This window comes from Chryseobacterium sp. S0630 (assembly GCF_024158915.1).
GTDB lineage: Bacteria > Bacteroidota > Bacteroidia > Flavobacteriales > Weeksellaceae > Chryseobacterium.
The window spans coordinates 31,702-48,747 of the sequence record NZ_JAMZGF010000026.1; the positions used below are offsets into that span (position 1 = coordinate 31,702).

18 protein-coding genes are annotated in these 17,046 nt (G+C 36.7%); 17 read left to right on the plus strand and 1 reads right to left on the minus strand.

Going from position 1 to position 17,046, the window contains the following annotated elements; genetic code table 11:
* The first annotated feature begins 32 nt into the window (after positions 1 to 32).
* The 4 genes from NK356_RS13000 to NK356_RS13015 are packed head-to-tail and all read left to right on the plus strand — an operon-like array spanning position 33 to position 2,970.
* Positions 33 to 947 (plus strand): hypothetical protein, encoded by a 915-nt coding sequence (locus tag NK356_RS13000; protein ID WP_034692424.1) that lies wholly within the window; start codon positions 33 to 35, stop codon positions 945 to 947.
* Position 948: 1 nt separating this feature from the next.
* Complete coding sequence (locus tag NK356_RS13005; RefSeq protein WP_034692426.1) at positions 949 to 2,088, plus strand: beta-ketoacyl-ACP synthase III; 1,140 nt, start codon at positions 949 to 951, stop codon at positions 2,086 to 2,088.
* The gene (locus NK356_RS13010; RefSeq protein ID WP_129040644.1) at positions 2,088 to 2,519 is read left to right on the plus strand and encodes a hypothetical protein; all 432 of its coding nucleotides are present in this window, start codon (positions 2,088 to 2,090) and stop codon (positions 2,517 to 2,519) included. The genes NK356_RS13005 and NK356_RS13010 overlap by 1 nt, the downstream gene beginning before the upstream one ends.
* 7 nt (positions 2,520 to 2,526) lie before the next feature.
* A complete protein-coding gene (locus NK356_RS13015) occupies positions 2,527 to 2,970 on the plus strand; it encodes an ABC transporter permease (protein WP_034692429.1) in 444 nt (147 codons plus the stop codon).
* Positions 2,971 to 3,363: 393 nt separating this feature from the next.
* On the opposite strand, the gene NK356_RS13020 is transcribed toward NK356_RS13015, so the two are convergent.
* Complete coding sequence (locus NK356_RS13020) at positions 3,364 to 6,276, minus strand: pitrilysin family protein (RefSeq protein WP_253317179.1); 2,913 nt, start codon at positions 6,274 to 6,276, stop codon at positions 3,364 to 3,366.
* Between the two features lie 360 nt (positions 6,277 to 6,636).
* Here NK356_RS13020 and NK356_RS13025 point away from each other — a divergent pair, with 360 nt between their 5' ends.
* From NK356_RS13025 to NK356_RS13085, 13 genes are all read left to right on the plus strand, one after another.
* Positions 6,637 to 7,041, plus strand: a complete 405-nt coding sequence (locus tag NK356_RS13025) for a hypothetical protein (RefSeq protein WP_034692431.1) — start codon at positions 6,637 to 6,639, stop codon at positions 7,039 to 7,041.
* A 60-nt stretch (positions 7,042 to 7,101) separates the two neighbouring features.
* Positions 7,102 to 8,097 (plus strand): BtrH N-terminal domain-containing protein, encoded by a 996-nt coding sequence (locus NK356_RS13030; protein ID WP_034692802.1) that lies wholly within the window; start codon positions 7,102 to 7,104, stop codon positions 8,095 to 8,097.
* A 1-nt stretch (position 8,098) separates the two neighbouring features.
* Positions 8,099 to 8,857 (plus strand): ABC transporter ATP-binding protein, encoded by a 759-nt coding sequence (locus tag NK356_RS13035; RefSeq protein ID WP_253317180.1) that lies wholly within the window; start codon positions 8,099 to 8,101, stop codon positions 8,855 to 8,857.
* Positions 8,844 to 10,112 (plus strand): ABC transporter permease, encoded by a 1,269-nt coding sequence (locus NK356_RS13040; protein WP_034692435.1) that lies wholly within the window; start codon positions 8,844 to 8,846, stop codon positions 10,110 to 10,112. Before NK356_RS13035 ends, NK356_RS13040 begins: the two co-directional genes overlap by 14 nt.
* Positions 10,102 to 10,530 (plus strand): thioesterase family protein, encoded by a 429-nt coding sequence (locus tag NK356_RS13045; protein ID WP_253317181.1) that lies wholly within the window; start codon positions 10,102 to 10,104, stop codon positions 10,528 to 10,530. The genes NK356_RS13040 and NK356_RS13045 overlap by 11 nt, the downstream gene beginning before the upstream one ends.
* Positions 10,527 to 11,693 carry a beta-ketoacyl synthase N-terminal-like domain-containing protein gene (locus NK356_RS13050; protein ID WP_253317182.1) on the plus strand — a complete coding sequence of 389 codons (1,167 nt, stop codon included), beginning with the start codon at positions 10,527 to 10,529 and terminating at the stop codon, positions 11,691 to 11,693. The genes NK356_RS13045 and NK356_RS13050 overlap by 4 nt, the downstream gene beginning before the upstream one ends.
* 10 nt (positions 11,694 to 11,703) lie before the next feature.
* Complete coding sequence (locus NK356_RS13055; protein WP_253317183.1) at positions 11,704 to 12,243, plus strand: 3-oxoacyl-ACP synthase; 540 nt, start codon at positions 11,704 to 11,706, stop codon at positions 12,241 to 12,243.
* 75 nt (positions 12,244 to 12,318) lie between these two features.
* Positions 12,319 to 12,576: a phosphopantetheine-binding protein gene (locus NK356_RS13060; RefSeq protein ID WP_034692439.1), complete on the plus strand. Its 258-nt coding sequence runs from the start codon at positions 12,319 to 12,321 to the stop codon at positions 12,574 to 12,576.
* Positions 12,577 to 12,660: 84 nt separating this feature from the next.
* Entirely contained in the window at positions 12,661 to 13,860 is a 1,200-nt protein-coding gene (locus NK356_RS13065; protein WP_253317184.1) for a beta-ketoacyl-[acyl-carrier-protein] synthase family protein, read from the plus strand.
* Complete coding sequence (locus tag NK356_RS13070) at positions 13,857 to 14,918, plus strand: beta-ketoacyl synthase N-terminal-like domain-containing protein (protein ID WP_034692443.1); 1,062 nt, start codon at positions 13,857 to 13,859, stop codon at positions 14,916 to 14,918. Before NK356_RS13065 ends, NK356_RS13070 begins: the two co-directional genes overlap by 4 nt.
* 150 nt (positions 14,919 to 15,068) lie before the next feature.
* Positions 15,069 to 15,824 carry a polysaccharide deacetylase family protein gene (locus NK356_RS13075; RefSeq protein ID WP_034692445.1) on the plus strand — a complete coding sequence of 252 codons (756 nt, stop codon included), beginning with the start codon at positions 15,069 to 15,071 and terminating at the stop codon, positions 15,822 to 15,824.
* Entirely contained in the window at positions 15,817 to 16,443 is a 627-nt protein-coding gene (locus NK356_RS13080) for an outer membrane lipoprotein carrier protein LolA (protein ID WP_034692447.1), read from the plus strand. Before NK356_RS13075 ends, NK356_RS13080 begins: the two co-directional genes overlap by 8 nt.
* Positions 16,409 to 17,044, plus strand: coding sequence for a hypothetical protein (locus tag NK356_RS13085; RefSeq protein WP_253317185.1), 636 nt, complete (start codon positions 16,409 to 16,411; stop codon positions 17,042 to 17,044). Before NK356_RS13080 ends, NK356_RS13085 begins: the two co-directional genes overlap by 35 nt.
* The last annotated feature ends 2 nt before the right edge of the window (positions 17,045 to 17,046 follow it).

The window sequence follows — 17,046 nt, forward strand, 5'->3', positions numbered from 1 at the left end:
AAACATATTTTTGTAAACGCTAAAGAAAACTAATGAAGAAAAATATACTTGTCATATATTATTCACAAACCGGACAACTCGAAGATATCGTGAGAAATATAGCCCAACCTTTTGAAGCTAAAAAGGAGGCTTATGATGTTACGTATTACAACATTCAGCTAAAAGAAGATTTTCCTTTTCCCTGGCCAGGCGATGTCTTTTTCAACACTTTTCCTGAATCTTATCTGCAGATTCCAAAAGAAATACTTCCTCCTTCAGAAGAAATTCTGAACAAAAAGTATGACCTTATCCTATTCGGGTATCAGGTATGGTATCTCACACCATCCATTCCTATTATTTCTTTCTTAAAGAGTGATTATGCAAAACAAATCCTTAAAGATACTCCTGTGGTTACGATCTCAGGAACCAGAAATATGTGGATGCTTTCCCAGGAAAAATTAAAGGTTTACTTAAGAGATTTACAGGCTAAACTCGTAGGAAATATTGCTTTGGTAGACAGACACGATAATTACACCAGCGTATTAACGATTCTCCGATGGCTTACCACAGGTCAGAAAGAAAAATCAGGAATGCTTCCTGCTGCAGGAGTTTCCGATGAAGAAATCACAGGTTCTGTAAAGTATGGCGAGATTATTGAAAGACATTTTAATAATAACGACCTTAACAGTTTACAACCAGATCTTGTGAAAAACGGAGCGATTGAAATCCGTGCGTTTTTAGTACGCGTAGAAAAGGTAGGAAACAAAATTTTTACAGTATGGTCTAACCTGATTATCAAGAAAAAAGAGAAACGTCCATTGCTGATAAAATTCTTTAAGGTATATTTGATGGCAGCGATATGGATTATCTCACCTGTCGTTTTGGTTTTACACCTGCTTACAACCCCTATATTTTGGTTTAAAAGACAAAAACAAAAAAGATATTTACAAGGAATTAATTTAAAATAGAATGTACGACGTATTTATAACAAAAGCATCAAAATACTTACCCAATGAGCCGGTAGCGAATGATGAAATGGAGACTTATCTTGGGCTTATCAATGATGCGCCATCTAAAGCAAAATCACTTATCCTAAGAAATAATAAAATCACGACAAGATACTACGCTTTAGACAAAGAAGGAAACCCTACCCACTCTAATGCGCAGCTTACTGCAAAAGCAATCGAAGGACTTTTTGACGAAAACTTCAAAAAGGAAGATATGAAATTATTATCTGTAGGAACTACTTCACCGGATCAGATCCAGCCTTCTCACGCTTCTATGGTACATGGTGAACTGAACATCGGAAAATCTATTGAAATTAATACTTCAACAGGGCTTTGCAATTCAGGAATGAATGCGTTAAACTATGGATTCCTTTCTGTAAAGGCCGGTGTACAGGACAACGCCGTATGTGCAGGTTCCGAAAGAATGTCTGCATGGATGACTGCTGACAAATTCAACCACGAGGCTGAAAATTTAAAATTACTGGAAGAAAGACCCATCATTGCTTTCAAAAGAGAATTCCTGAGATGGATGCTTTCTGACGGAGCCGGAGCTTTCCTTTTGGAAAATAAACCGAGAGAAAACAGTACTTCCTTAAAAGTAGAATTCATTGATTTCTATTCTTATGCTCACGAAATTGAGGCATGTATGTATGCAGGATGCGACAAACAGGAAGACGGAAGCCTTAAATCATGGGCAGACTATCCTTCTGACGAATGGTTAAAGGAATCTATTTTTGCCATCAAACAGGATACTAAAATCCTTGATAAATACATCCTTGTAAAAGGAGCAGAAAGTTTAAGATCATCTTTTGATAAACATAATCTGGATCCGGAAAAAATTGACCACGTATTGGCTCACATTTCTTCAGGATACTTTAAAGACGGACTGAAAGAAGAATTTGCTAAAAAAGGAATGGATTTCCCTGCAGAAAAATGGTTCTATAACCTTTCTGAGGTTGGAAACATCGGTGCAGGATCTATATTTATTGCCCTTGAAGAACTGATGAATTCAGGAAAACTAAAAAAGGGAGAAAAAGTACTTCTTTGCGTTCCTGAAAGTGGAAGATTCGCTTATTCATGTGCTCTATTAACCGTTTGCTAATGGAACACAGACTGCCCACATCTGATAAAGATTTTGTAGAAAGTCTTATTCCGCAAAGGTTCCCTTTTGTGATGGTGCATGAATTGTCAGAGTATTCTGAGAACCATCTTCTGTCTGGCTTTGAAATAAAAGAGGATAATCTCTTCATCCAGGACGGATTTTTTCAGGCTTCAGGTTTGATTGAGCACCAGGCACAGAGCGTTGCTCTGCATACAGGATATAAATATTATCTGCTGGGAAAAGATGCACCTACGGGATATATCGGAGCTATCAAGTCTTTTGAAGCCGAAATACTACCTAAAGTGGGAGACCATCTCAAATCTGAAGTTACCATCCTTAATGAAGTAATGGGAGTAACCCTCGTGGATATCGTTACCAAACTGAACGGTGAGGTGATTGCAAAATCTCAAATGAAAACCGCTGTAAAATAAACTGGAAATGGAAATAAAGGAAGAGAATATCATCAATATACACAACTTTTTACCGCATCGCGAACCGATGTTGATGGCAGATTACATTCTGGAGCTGACCAAAGAAAAAGTAGTGACTTCCTTTGAAATCAAAGAAGATAATATATTTGTTCACAACAATGAATTTGCAGAAGCCGGCCTTATTGAAAATATGGCTCAAACCTGCTCTTCTATCCTTGGACAAAGCTTCTTTGAAAATCCTGAAGCCGATACTAAAGTGATTGGATTCATTACCAATATCAAGAAGATTGAGATTTTTGCTCTTCCAAAAGTGAATGACAAAATCATTTCCAAAGCTTCACTTATTTCACAGTTTGAGAACATTTGCCATATTTTCTGTGAAACATTCAATAATGATGAATTATTGATCAGAGCAGAAATTAACCTGTTTATTCAGGAAGTAAAATCGTAAAGATCAATTCAACATAGAATAGAAAAGCTGTACAAAACGTACAGCTTTTTTATTCTCAACCTTACTAAATGAATTTGTGAAAATTTGTGCAATCCATTTGTGCTATTTGTGTTTAAAAAATAGGTTTTGGTTAAAGCCCACTCCTATTGAATTGATTACAATGACTTTACGGAAAAAGGTTCATTTTTCGTTTATTTCCACATTCATCACAACCTTTCAAAACAACTGATAAACAACACATTATAGACTCAAAAACCTCATCATCAGATGAATTATTTCACGTGAAACATTTTATAAATCCGTGAAACTCTGATGGTCAGGTAGAAACAGTTTTAAACAACAAAAAAGCGGAACATTTCTGTCCCGCTTTTATCATTATTTTAAACAAAATAATTAGTATCCGAAGATCTCTTCAAGAGATACTTCCTGGAATTCTCCCATTTTGTTGATAGATTCCATATTCAGATTTTCTTTCTTACCGATGATAGCTGTATTGTATTTTACAGGTTTTACTTCAGTGTTGTAGAATCCTGTAAGCTGTGGCAATGTCAATCCTTGAATTTCAGCGTAAATATCTTTTCTGATATCATAGTCAACCCCTAATTTTTTCAATGCTAACTGATTGAAGAAAATATTTGTTCTGTTAATTCTGTTAGAAGCAATCTGTTTTAAGGCAGAACCTCTTGCATTCTCGAACTGGGCAGGGATTTGTGGTAAAGATACCATTAATTCATTCATTGCATTTACAGCTAAAGGAAGCTTGTTTGACTGTGTTCCGATATAATTCGTCACATAGTTTGCTTTCCCTTTTTCCGAAGCATTTCCATAAGAAACATAGGCTGTGTAAGCCAATGACTTACTTTCTCTGATCTCCTGGAAAACGATAGAAGATAATCCTCTTCCGAAATATTCATTGAAAACATTTGCTTTCCCGAAATTACCAAGGTTTACTGTACTTGCTTTTGCTACTTTAGACATTTCCATCTGTACCATGTCATAATTTGTGAAGTATACCTTTCCTTCTGTAGCTGGTTCAGCATATTCTTTGGCTTGTGCCGGCTGAAGGCTTGTATTGGTAATAAATGGCTTCACTGCTTTTTCCAAACCTGACTGATCCTGTCCGTAAAGAAGTACCTGATAAGGATACTGGTTCAGTGTTTTCACTTTCTTCATCAATTCTACAGCGTCAATACTCTCAAGACGATCTTTGGAAACGATGTCGGTCATTCTTGAGTTTTTACCATATTTAGCATAGTTTGAAAGAGCCGCCATAATTCTCACTTTATCTTTCTTCGCAGCAGCTCTGGATTCAAGAATGGTTTTTACCGTTTGAGCATAAACCGCTTTATCAGCTTTTACATTCGTCATCCAGTGGTTCATCAGCTCTGTAGCTTTCTTCATATTACTTTCAAGACCGCTTAATGTAATAATCATCTGGTCATTGGAAGTTCTCAGGCTATAGCTGATTCCCAGTTTAAAAAATTCTTCTTTCAGCTGTTCCGGAGTGTATTTATCGGTTCCAAGATATTCAAAAAGAGTTCCTGCAATAGAAAGTTCTTTATCATTATCTGTTCCGAAAGGGAAGATATAACTGATTTGAGCAACCTCATTATATTTATTCTTCACAAAGCTTATCGTCTTATCTTTGATCTTTGAAGTCTGAATGGCTGTTTTAAAATCAATAAATTCAGGCTTACTTTCCGGCACTTTTGTATTCAGAATATCTTTAAGGAAAGGAGACTGAGCTTCTCTGTTCAGTTTAATTGGGGTAATTCCAGGGTTCTGTACACGTACAAGTTTATCATTCACTCCTTTTTCTTTATAAATAACAACATAATTATCCTTAAAGAATTCGTTAGCAAACTTCACTACGTCAGCTTTTGTGATCTTATCATACTGATTGATCTCATCAAGCTCCTGTTCCCATGTTCTTACATTGATATAGGAATCATACAATTCAGTCGCTAATCCGTCAGCTGTTTCCCAGCTTTTCATACGCTGAACTTTTTTATCATTTACGATAGCTTTCAGTATCCAGTCCGGGAACTGTCCTTTTTTAACAAGATCCAACTGATCCATCAGCAATTTTTTAGCTTCATCAAAGCTTTGTCCCTCTTTAGGAGTTACTACCAGTCCAAATGTACCGTACATTTTGTAAGGAGATTCATACGCTCCCGCTCCAAGCGTTTTTTGCTTTTGATTAATATTAAGGTCAATTAATCCAGCATCTCCTCTGTTACTTAAAATTTCAGATACTACATCTGCCAGTCTTGCTTCCTGAGTTCCATAAGAATCTGTTCTCCATGCAATGGTCATTCTCGGTGTAGTAGGACTTTTTACCGTTCTGGTAACAATGCTGGTCATTGGTTCTTCCGTAACCATCTTTTTCATCGGAAGCTCTTTGTATTTGAATGCTCCGAAATATTGGTCAACTAATTTTATAGTTTTGTCATAATCCAGATCTCCAACCAATACTACAGCCATGTTATTAGGCACATAATACGTGTCAAAATACTTGTGAATCGCTTCCATAGAAGGACTCTTCAAATGTTCTGAAGTTCCTATTGTTGTCTGCTGTCCGTTCGGGTGTTTTGGGAAAAGAGCCTGCATCAATGAATAGAATACAAGACGGCTGTCGTTATCCTGAGCTCTGTTATATTCCTCATATACCGCTTCAAGCTCGGTGTGGAAAAGACGTAGTACCAATTCTGAAAAACGCTCTTTCTCCACCTTTAACCATTTTTCCAATTCATTAGAAGGAATATTGTTTTTATACACCGTTTCATCCAAAGATGTATGAGCATTCGTTCCTGTAGCTCCTAATGAAGAAATTGCTTTATCATATTCATTAGCGATGGCATATTTGGAAGCTTCCTGAGAAACTTCGTCAATTTTTTTATAAAGTTCTTTCTTTTTTTCAGGATCTTTCTCTGCTTTATGCTGTTCATAAAGATCGGAGATCTGCTGTAGCAAAACTTTTTCCTTTGCCCAGTCCTGAGTTCCAAGATGTGAAGTTCCCTTGAAAACCATATGCTCCAGATAGTGAGCTAATCCGGTGTTATCACTCGGGTCATTATTTGATCCTGTTCTTACCGGAATATAAGTCTGAATTCTTGGAGCATCCTCATTTTTTGCCAGATAAACCTTCAATCCGTTTTTCAGTGTATACACACGCACTCCGGCCTGGTCATTCTTTACCGTTTCATAAGAATACCCTTGAGCATCCGTCTGCTTTTGAGTCTCAAATTTTTGTGCCATTGCGCTGATCATACAGAAAAGCGAAACCGAAATAAAAATCTTTTTCATAGTAGTTATTTAATATTATTTTTCAATCCAAATTTCCACCCATTAGTCTTATTTATATAAACACTTGTTACAAAAGAACTGTTACAAGCAGAAACAATAAGCTTTAAAGGATTCTTTTAAGATTCTTTTATAGAAGATTAGTTAAAAGGAACCTTCCCAACAGGGAAAAATAAAAAATGGTTTATATTAGAATTTTGGAGATTTATTGATGATACTGTCTCTATTTCACTGTAATAACTCCCTCAGATTTAATATGATTTACATATAATGTATTTTCACTATTTTAGCCACCTGATTAAAAGAATCAGAAACAGGTGAACTCTATTTCACCTGAAATCTAAAAAAATGAACATTATTTAGATGAAAAAACAAGACCTGCCTCAAGACGAAAGTAACCTGAAATCCGCCAACATGACTGAAGTTCTGTATGTGACGGATGAGAACGACAACTACACGACAGCAAACAGTACAGGCTGGGATGCCAAGAAAGCTGCTCTGGATGAATCTATGGAACTTATTTATGAGAGAATTGAGGAAGCAAAGCAAAATGTAGCCAACAATATAGCAAGCCCTATTGCTTATTATATGGAACTGAATAAAATGGATCTGGGAGTCCTTGCTTCTTATGTAGGAATGTGGCAATGGAGGGTGAAAAGACATTTTAAACCCAAAATATTCAAAACACTAAGTGAAAATGCACTGAAAAAATATGCCGATGCATTCGGTATTTCAGTGGATGAATTAAAAAACTTCAACGGAAAATAAATGAAATGGGCAAGAAACAATGCACTTTCCATTTGACCAATGAAAAGATACAATCAGCAAATGAAATTAAACTTTGAACACCATCAGACTGCGCATTGCGAAAACGGTGTTGCTTCTAATCTACTGCTTAATAAAGGACTGAAACTAAGCGAACCTATGATCTTCGGGATTGGTTCCGGACTGTTTTTCGTCTATCTTCCTTTTTTAAAGGTGAATTTTGCTCCGGGCTTCAGCTATCGCCCAATGCCGGGTGCTATTTTCAGTAAAGCAGCCAAAAGATTAGGAATTAAAATCAAAAGAGAAAAATTCTCAAATCCTCAAGATGCCCAAAAAGCTCTTGAAAGAAATCTGGAACAAAATATTCCTACAGGACTTCAGGTGGGCGTTTTCAACCTTACCTATTTCCCTGAAGAATACAAATTCCACTTCAATGCCCATAACCTTGTGGTATACGGAAAAGAAGACGGAAATTTCCTGATCAGTGATCCGGTAATGGATTATACCACTTCCCTTTCCGAAGCAGAACTGGAAAAAGTGCGATATGCAAAAGGAGCACTTCCTCCAAAAGGACATATGTACTACCCTATTTATGTCCCGGAAAATGTGAATCTTGAAGAGGCCATAAAAAAAGGAATCAAGGATACCTGCAAAAATATGCTGGCGCCTGTACCACTTATCGGAGTAAAAGCCATGAGATGGGTAGCCAGAAGCATCCCGAAATGGGCAGATAAAAAAGGTACAAAAGTGACCAACCATTATTTGGGACAATTGATCAGAATGCAGGAAGAAATTGGAACCGGAGGCGGAGGCTTCAGATTTATCTATGGTGCATTTCTTCAGGAAGCAGCAGTTATTCTTAAAAATGATGAACTTAAGGAATTATCAAAAGAAATCACTTCTATTGGTGACCTTTGGAGAGACTTTGCCGTGGATATTGCCCGTGTTTATAAAAACAGAAACTCCAAAAGCAATATCTATAACGAACTTTCAAAAACGATGCTGCACATTGCAGATCTGGAAGAAGCTTTCTATAAAAAACTAAGAAAAGCGATCTGATATGGCAGAAAATATGATTGAGATCAAAAACTTATACAAGAAATACAAAAATTCTGATGAGTTTTCTGTAAATGATATTTCTTTGAGCATCAGCAAAAATGAAATCTATGGAATTCTCGGCCCCAACGGAGCTGGGAAAACTACATTGATTTCAATGCTTTCAGGATTGATAAAACCTACTTCCGGACAATTTACCATCAATGGTTTATCTCCACAGAAGGATGGTTTCAAAATCAGACAGATTATCGGAATTGTTCCTCAGGAATATGCCTTATATCCCACGCTTACTGCAAAAGAAAACCTTATGTTCTTCGGAAGCCTTTATGGTTTAAAGCATAACCAGCTTCAAAAAGCCATTGATGAATCTCTGGAAATCATGGGACTTTCAAAATTTGCCAACAAGCAGATAGGACAATTTTCAGGAGGGATGAAACGACGCTGCAACCTCATCGCAGGAACCCTTCACAACCCTAAAGTTCTCTTTCTGGATGAACCGACTGTAGGTGTGGATGTTCAGTCTAAAAAAGCAATTATTGATTATCTTCTGGATTTAAATAAACAGGGAACCTGCATTATTTATACTTCCCATCACCTTTCTGAGGCAGAAGAGTTCTGTACAAAAATTGCCATCATCGATCATGGAAAAATTCATGCTGTAGGAACGCCTGAAGAACTTGTTTCACAGATTGCCAATGCCGAAAACCTGGAAGACGTTTTCATTTCATTAACCGGAAAAGAATTAAGAGATGTTGTTGTATAAACTGTGGAGAAGTTTTATTAAGGAAATTCTTCTGCTGAAAAGAGATATCGGAGGAATTGTCATCATCTTTGTGATGCCTTTGCTTTTGATTGTAACTATTACCCTTATTCAGGATTCTACCTTTAAAAACCTTGAAGGCTCAAAAATCCCAATTATTTTTATTGATCAGGACAAATCTGAAGTTTCAAAAAATATAAAAGCAGAACTGGAAAACAGCAAAACATTCCAGCTGCTGACCAACTTCAACGAAAAATCGGCTCAGGATGCTGTTTTTTCAGGAGATTATCAGATGGCGATTGTCATCCCCGAAAACTTAACGAAAGATTTAAATTCCAATATTGATTCTAAAGTTCAGACCATTGTAAGTTCATTCGGACTGGAAGGAGATTCTGCAAAAGTAAAAACAGCAGCTCCAAAAGCAAAAGAAATTCACTTATATTTTGATCCTGCTACCAATGCCGGATTCAAAAATTCTGTGATGAATTCTGTGAATAAAATGGTTTTTGAGATTGAAAATAAAAAGATCTACAAAGCATTTCAGGATCAGCTGGGAACTACGGAGAATCTTGACGAAAATAAAAACCTGATCAGCTTTAAAGAAATCACACCCAAGAAAGGAGAGATGGATGTAATGCCGAATTCTGTTCAGCATAACGTTCCTGCATGGACTCTTTTTGCCATCTTCTTTATTGTAGTCCCTTTATCCATCAATCTGGTAAAAGAAAAAAGCCAGGGAACGAGTGTAAGAGCAAGAATAAGCCCTACTCCTTATTTTGTCCATATTTTAGGAAAAACCTTTACCTACCTTATCATCTGTCTTATTCAGTTTTTACTGATGGTTGCCGTAGGAATTTATCTTTTCCCTTATATGGATCTTCCGGCTTTTGATGTATCAGGAAAAATGTTCCAGCTTGTGACAGTAACGTTGTTTGCAGGGTTAGCAGCGATTGGATTCGGGGTTCTATTGGGAACTATTGCTGATACGCAGGAACAGTCTGCTCCATTTGGAGCGACGTCTGTAGTTGTTTTGGCAGCCATTGGCGGAATCTGGGTTCCTGTATTTTTAATGCCGGAATTCATGCAGACCGTAGCCAAATTTTCTCCTATGAACTGGGGACTGAATGCCTATTATGATATTATTTTAAGAAACAGCGGAATTGGCGGAATTGCCAAAGAACTGTTTTTCCTTTTCTTATTTTATATTGCTACTGTAGCTATTTCCATTTTTTACGAAAAAAAACAAAATGCAGTCTAAAGAAAACATATTAACCTGTACCGAAGAAGTAAGAGTACGCTTCAATGAAACAGATCCTCTGGGAATTGTCTGGCATGGACATTATATCGTGTATTTTGAAGACGGAAGAGAAGCTTTCGGTCGTCTGCACGGTCTTACTTATCTTGATATTCAGAATGCAGGATTTGTAACACCTATCGTAAAAAGTACCTGCGAACATTTTCTTCCTTTAAAATATGGAGAAACATTCAAAATTGTGACTACTTTTATCAATTCTGTTTCTGCAAAACTTATTTACAGATATGAGCTTTTCAATCAGGAAGATCAACTGGTATGCAGCGGTGAAACCATTCAGGTTTTTCTTGACAGTAATGGAGGCTTATGCCTGTACAATCCGGAGTTTTTTCAAACCTGGAAAGATAAAATGGGTTTATCATGAGCAAGGAAATTTATATCACAGACTACAATTGTGTAACTCCTTTAGGTTTCACTATTGATTCCAACTGGAATGCCCTGTTAAAAGGACAGTCGGGAGTTGCTTTACATAAAATTATAGACAATCAGGATGCTTTTTATGCTTCTATGATTGATTCTGACAAACTGAATGAAGAATTCGATAGATTCTTCACTCAGAATACAATTAATTTCACAAGACTGGAGAAGATGCTTCTTTTAAGCTTACAGCCACTTGTTGAGAAGCATTCTATATCAGAAGACACGGCTTTTATTCTTTCCACCACAAAAGGAAATATCAGCCTGTTAAAAAACCAGTCCGAATTACCGGAAGGCGTTTATTTATCAAAATTAGCAGAAAAAATTGCTGATTTTTTTGGATTTAAAACAAAACCGATCATCGTTTCCAACGCCTGTGTTTCAGGAGTAATGGCGATTTCTGTTGCTAAAAATATGATTCAGGCAGGAAAATACAAAGATGCCTTTGTGGTTGCAGGTGATGAGCTTTCTGAATTTGTTATTTCAGGATTCAACTCATTTCAGGCAATAGGATCAGGACCTTGCCAGCCTTATGATAAAAACAGAGACGGAATCAATATCGGTGAAGCAGCAGCCGCTGTTTATATCACCTCATGTCATTGCGAGGAACAAAGTGACGAAGCAATCTCACAAAACGAGAAATTCAGATTTAAAGTACTGGGAGATTCTGCCGTCAATGATGCCAATCATATTTCCGGACCTTCAAGAACCGGTGACGGTTTATATGCCAGTATCAAAAATGCCATGACTGAAGCGAATGTTTCTCCGGAACAGATCGATTTTATTTCTGCCCACGGAACAGCTACTTTATATAACGACGAGATGGAAGCCATTGCTTTCAACAGAATGGACCTTCAGAATATCCCTCTCAACAGTATGAAAGGATATTACGGACATTGCCTGGGTGCGTCCGGACTTTTGGAAAGTATTATTTCTATGGAAGGAGCTCTTCACAGCACTTTGATTCCTTCAAAGAATTTTAAAGAAATGGGAGTAACTCAACCTTTAAATATCATCAAAGAAAATCAAACTTCGGAAATACAATATATTCTAAAGACCGCTTCTGGCTTTGGAGGTTGTAATGCAGCTGTTGTGCTGGAAAAATGTTAAACGGAAAGTGATGAAGAAAACAAACACCTGTACCATAGAACATTCAAAAATAACCGTTGACGGAAATATTATTTTTGAAAGCCCAAGCGAAACCTTTCAGGAATTTGCCAAAGAAGCTTATAAAAATTTAGAACTCAGCTATCCAAAGTTTCATAAAATGGATAACCTGAGTAAACTGGCTTTTCTTTCCGCTGAAACCATCTTGAAAGACGAAGATCACAGCAGAACAGCCATTGTTTTTGCCAACAGATCTTCCAGTCTGGATACCGATTTCAAATACCAGGAAAGCATCAATGATCAGAATAACTTCTATCCAAGTCCTGCCGTTTTTGTCTATACTCTACCCAATATCTGTGTAGGCGAAATAAGCATTAAGCACAAAATGCAGACAGAAAATGCTTTTTTCGTGCTGGATGATTTTGATGAAAAATTTTTGAATGACTATTCTGAACAGATTCTTCTATCCGGAAAAGCCGACAAAGTATTGTGTGGCTGGGTGGAATTGTATCAGGAAAATTACAAAGCTTTTGTATATTTGCTAACCTTATAAAAATGTAACAATATAACAGTGCAATGATGTAATGATCTTCATGATATGCTGAAACACTGATAAACCAACTTAATTATGGAAAACTTAAAAACAGAATTGAAACACAAAATTATTGAAGTTCTTAACCTTGAAGATGTATCTGTAGAAGAAATCAAAGATACTGATCCGTTATTCGGAGGAGGATTAGGATTAGATTCTATCGACGCTTTGGAACTGATCGTTCTTCTTGATAAAGACTACGGAATAAAATTAGCTGATCCTAAGAAAGGAAAGGAAATTTTCCAGTCTATCGATACAATGGCAAAATTCATCGAGGACAACAGAACAAAATAAATTAATATAACAATCTAACAGTGTAACAATGTAGCAATTATTGGTAAATTATTCGATTGCTACATTGTTACATTATTGAATACCATGAGTCAAAAAATTGCCATAACGGGAATGGGCATCATTTCCTCCATCGGAAACAATGTGGAGGAAAATTTTATTTCATTGCAATCCGGAAAACATGGAATTTCAGATATCGAAATGTTTGAAACCCGTCATGCCGGAGCCATTAAAACAGGTGAAATAAAATCATCTAATGAAGAACTTGTACAGCAGCTTCAGGTTGATGAAGACAATAATGTGACAAGAACGTCTTTACTGGGAATGATCGCTGCGAAAGAAGCTGTAGAAAGTGCAGGAATTTCAGATATCAATGGTTACAGAACCGGACTGATCTCTTCTACAAGTGTAGGAGGAATGGATATCACTGAAAAATACTTCTACTCTTACGAAGACTTTCCTGAAAAGCAAAAATATATTGACGCCCACGATGCCGGAAATTCCTCATTGGCTATTGCCGATTATCTGGGATTAAAGGGTATGGTTTCTACCATCAGCACAGCCTGTTCATCTGCAGCCAATGCCATTATGATGGGCGCTAAACTGATTAAAAACGGAGTTTTGGATCGTGTGATTGTCGGAGGAACAGATTCTCTTTCAAAATTTACTTTGAATGGTTTCAATACGCTGATGATTCTTACGGATTCTTACAATACTCCTTTTGACAACGACAGAAAAGGACTTAATCTTGGGGAAGCTGCCGCTTTCTTAGTCCTTGAATCTGAAGAAATGGTCAAAAAAGAAAATAAAAAAGTTCTGGCTTATCTTTCCGGATATGGAAATGCCAATGATGCACACCATCAGACTGCTTCTTCAGAAAACGGACAGGGTGCATTTCTAGCCATGCAGCAAGCCCTGAAAATTTCCGGATTGGAAAAAGAAAATATAGATTATATCAACGTTCACGGAACGGCTACTCCCAACAATGATTTATCTGAGGGAATTGCCATGATAAGAATCTTCGGAGAAAACAAAGTTCCTGAATTCAGCTCTACGAAAGCGTTTACAGGACATACTTTAGCAGCTGCGGCAGGAATTGAAGCTGTATTTTCAATTTTAGCCATGCAACACAGCGTGATCTTCCCGAACCTGAATTTTAAAACAAAAATGGAAGAGTTCGACCTTACTCCTGTGACCGAACTGAAAGAGAAAAACATTGATAATGTACTTTCTAACTCATTTGGATTCGGAGGAAACTGTTCAACCTTAATTTTCTCAAAATCATGAGTACAGTATACATCAACAGTGCATCCTGTATCTCAGTTCAGGACACTTTAAACGAAAATATTCTTCAAAACCTTACGTCTGAGAGTTCTTCAAACATCATTAAAGCGATAGAACCTAATTACAAAGAGTTCATTCCACCTGCAATGATCAGAAGAATGTCTAAAACAGTGAAAATGAGCTCCGTAGCATCTCATTACGCATTGAAGGAAGCTGGAATTGAAAAGCCGGATGCCATCATTGTAGGAACCGGAATGGGTTGCTCCCAGGATTCTGAAAAATTCCTGAAAAACGTGATTGATAATCATGAAGAGTTCCTTACACCGACCTTTTTTATCCAGTCTACCCACAACACAGTAGCAGGACAGATTGCGCTAGGATTACAGTGCCATGCGTATAACTTCACGTATGTAAATACTTCTTCTTCACTGGAGTTTTCGTTGCTGGATTCCCAGCTCCAGATCAATGACGGAGAAGCAGAAAATGTTCTGGTAGGTTCCACGGATGAACAGACAGACAGAACAATGGAGCTTTACTGCTTAAATAATACGATCAAAAAAGAAACAGATCTTCCCACTGATTATTTAAACTCTACGACTAATGGAGTGATTTGGGGTGAAGGGGCCAGCTTTTTTGTGGTAGGAAAAGATAAGACTGAAAACTCTTACGCTAAGCTTAAGAATATCCAAATCAGTAATAAGGTTGAATTAAATGAGGTAAAGGATTTTATCCAGAATTTCTTAACTCAAAACAATCTTTCCAGCAAGGATATTGATGCTGTTATTTTAGGATTCAGCGGAGATGCAAAGTCAGATATGTATTATACAGAAGCCATGAATATGTTTCCGGATTCAGCACAGCTGTATTACAAACATTTGAGTGGTGAATTCAATACGGCAAGTGGTTTTTCAACATTTATAGCCTGCCATATTTTGAAGGAACAGCAGATTCCGGACATCATGATGATCAATTCTATGAAAAAAGAAAACGTGAAGAATATACTTCTTTACAACCATCTGGGAGGTGATGATCACAGTTTGGTATTACTGGAAAAGGCTTAATTAAAGAGAAGTAATAAAAACAGTGCTGCTGTCATTCTGACGAAGGAAGAATCTCTGCTTTTATTATAGATTCTTCATTTCGCTTCGCTACACTCAGAATGACAAAATGGGTATACATTCAGGAAGTTTAACAATAAAAAATAATCAGCAATGAAACATTATCCTTTCATCCTGTTCTATCTTTTCTGTAACGTTTTTATTTATGCGTTCCACGGAAGCTTTTGGGTGTATCTGTTTTGTTTTTTTGCTTTTTCTGCCGTGGTTGTCTGGGGTTCATTTGATATTGAACTGGGATATTTTGTGAACAGTATTACCCACAAGCGCACCAGACTCAAAGAAGTCGCCCTTACGTTTGATGACGGACCTACTGAATTTACACCAAAGTTTTTAGACCTGCTTAAAGAACATCAGATAAAAGCAACTTTTTTCTGTATCGGAAAACAGATTGAAAAATATCCTGAGACGTTTCAGAGAATCATTGCAGAAGGCCATACAATTGGTAATCATACCTTATCACATTCCAATTCTACAGGCTTTTTATCGACTTCAAAAATGATTGAGGAAATTGAAAGATGTGATGAAGTCATGAAAAATGTGGGAAATATCCAGACTAATCTCTACAGACCACCGTTCGGAGTGACGAATCCCAATATTGCAAAAGCGATTAAAAAAACGAATAAAGACAGCATCGGTTGGAATGTTCGATCACTGGACACTATCATTGATGACGAAAATAAAATTTACAACAGAGTAACCAAAAGCCTTAAAAATGGGAGTATTATCCTTCTTCATGATACCTCGGAAAAGACCTTTCGGGTGCTGACCAATTTATTAGTATTTTTGGAGGATAAAAAATATTCAACTTTTACTGTTGATACAGTGATAAATTCAAATAGAAATGATTAAAAATATTGCTTTCGGAGCATTCTTACTGGTTTCCGGTTTCTTTTTTGCACAAAATACCGCAATGTCTGGAGCTGAAGCCAAAGCATTTGTGTCGAAGGTTTCTTCAGACACGAAAGAAATTAAAACGTTACAGAGTGATTTTACCCAGACCAAAAAAATGGATTTCCTGGATAAAAGCATCGTTACTTATGGGAAAATGTCTTTGCAGACGCCCAATATGCTAAGCTGGAAATATACCAAGCCTTATCAGTACAGCATTGTTTTTAAAAGCAATAAAATCTTCATCAATGATCAGGGTAAAAAGTCTTCTGTAGATGCGAAGAGTAAAACATTTGAAAAAATCAATAAACTGATTGTAGGAAGCTCAAACGGAACGATGTTCAATGATCCGGAGTTCACTGTGACGTATTTTAAGAACGGAAATTACAATGTAGCTAAGTTTATTCCTAAGACTTCGCAGCTGTTGAAATACATCAAGCAGATTGAGCTGTATTTCCCAAAGAACCAGTCGACAGTTTCCCAGGTGAATATGACGGAGGCTTCCGGAGATACTACGAATATTGTTTTCAAAAATACAAAGATCAATGCTTCCATTCCTGCGTCAGAGTTTTCTTTATAGCCTGATTCTGATCCTGGCTGTTTCCTGTAAAACGTATCAGTTAACAGATGTAAAACCTGTCTCCTCTTCTGAAAAGATGGTTGAAAATTTATACTTTTCTTCAGGTGAAGATTATGTATACAAATGCCAGATGGACATTTATAAAAACCATATGAGCGGAATTCTGATCATCAAAAAACTGAATGAAACGACGCACCGTGTCGCATTAACCTCAGATTTTGGAAATAAACTGATTGATTTTGAGGTTTCCGATGATGATTTCAAACTGAATTATGTACTTCCTGACCTGGATAAAAAAATCGTGATCAACTTTCTGAAAAATGACTTCCAGCAGCTTCTGAAAAGAAAATATCCTGTCAGTGAAAGCTTTGAAAATGATCATGCTAACATCTATCTTTCAAAAATCGAAAATAAAAGCTATTATCTGTTTTTCAACAAAGAAAATAATTTGCTGAAGCAGATTATTTACACGAAAAATAACAAGGAAAAAATCGATTTCACTTTTGATGCAAAAAGACCTATCTTCGCAGACAGCTTAAACCTGCAGCACAAGGACTTTAAGATCAATATAAAACTATTTCAAATAACCGAAACGGAATAAAT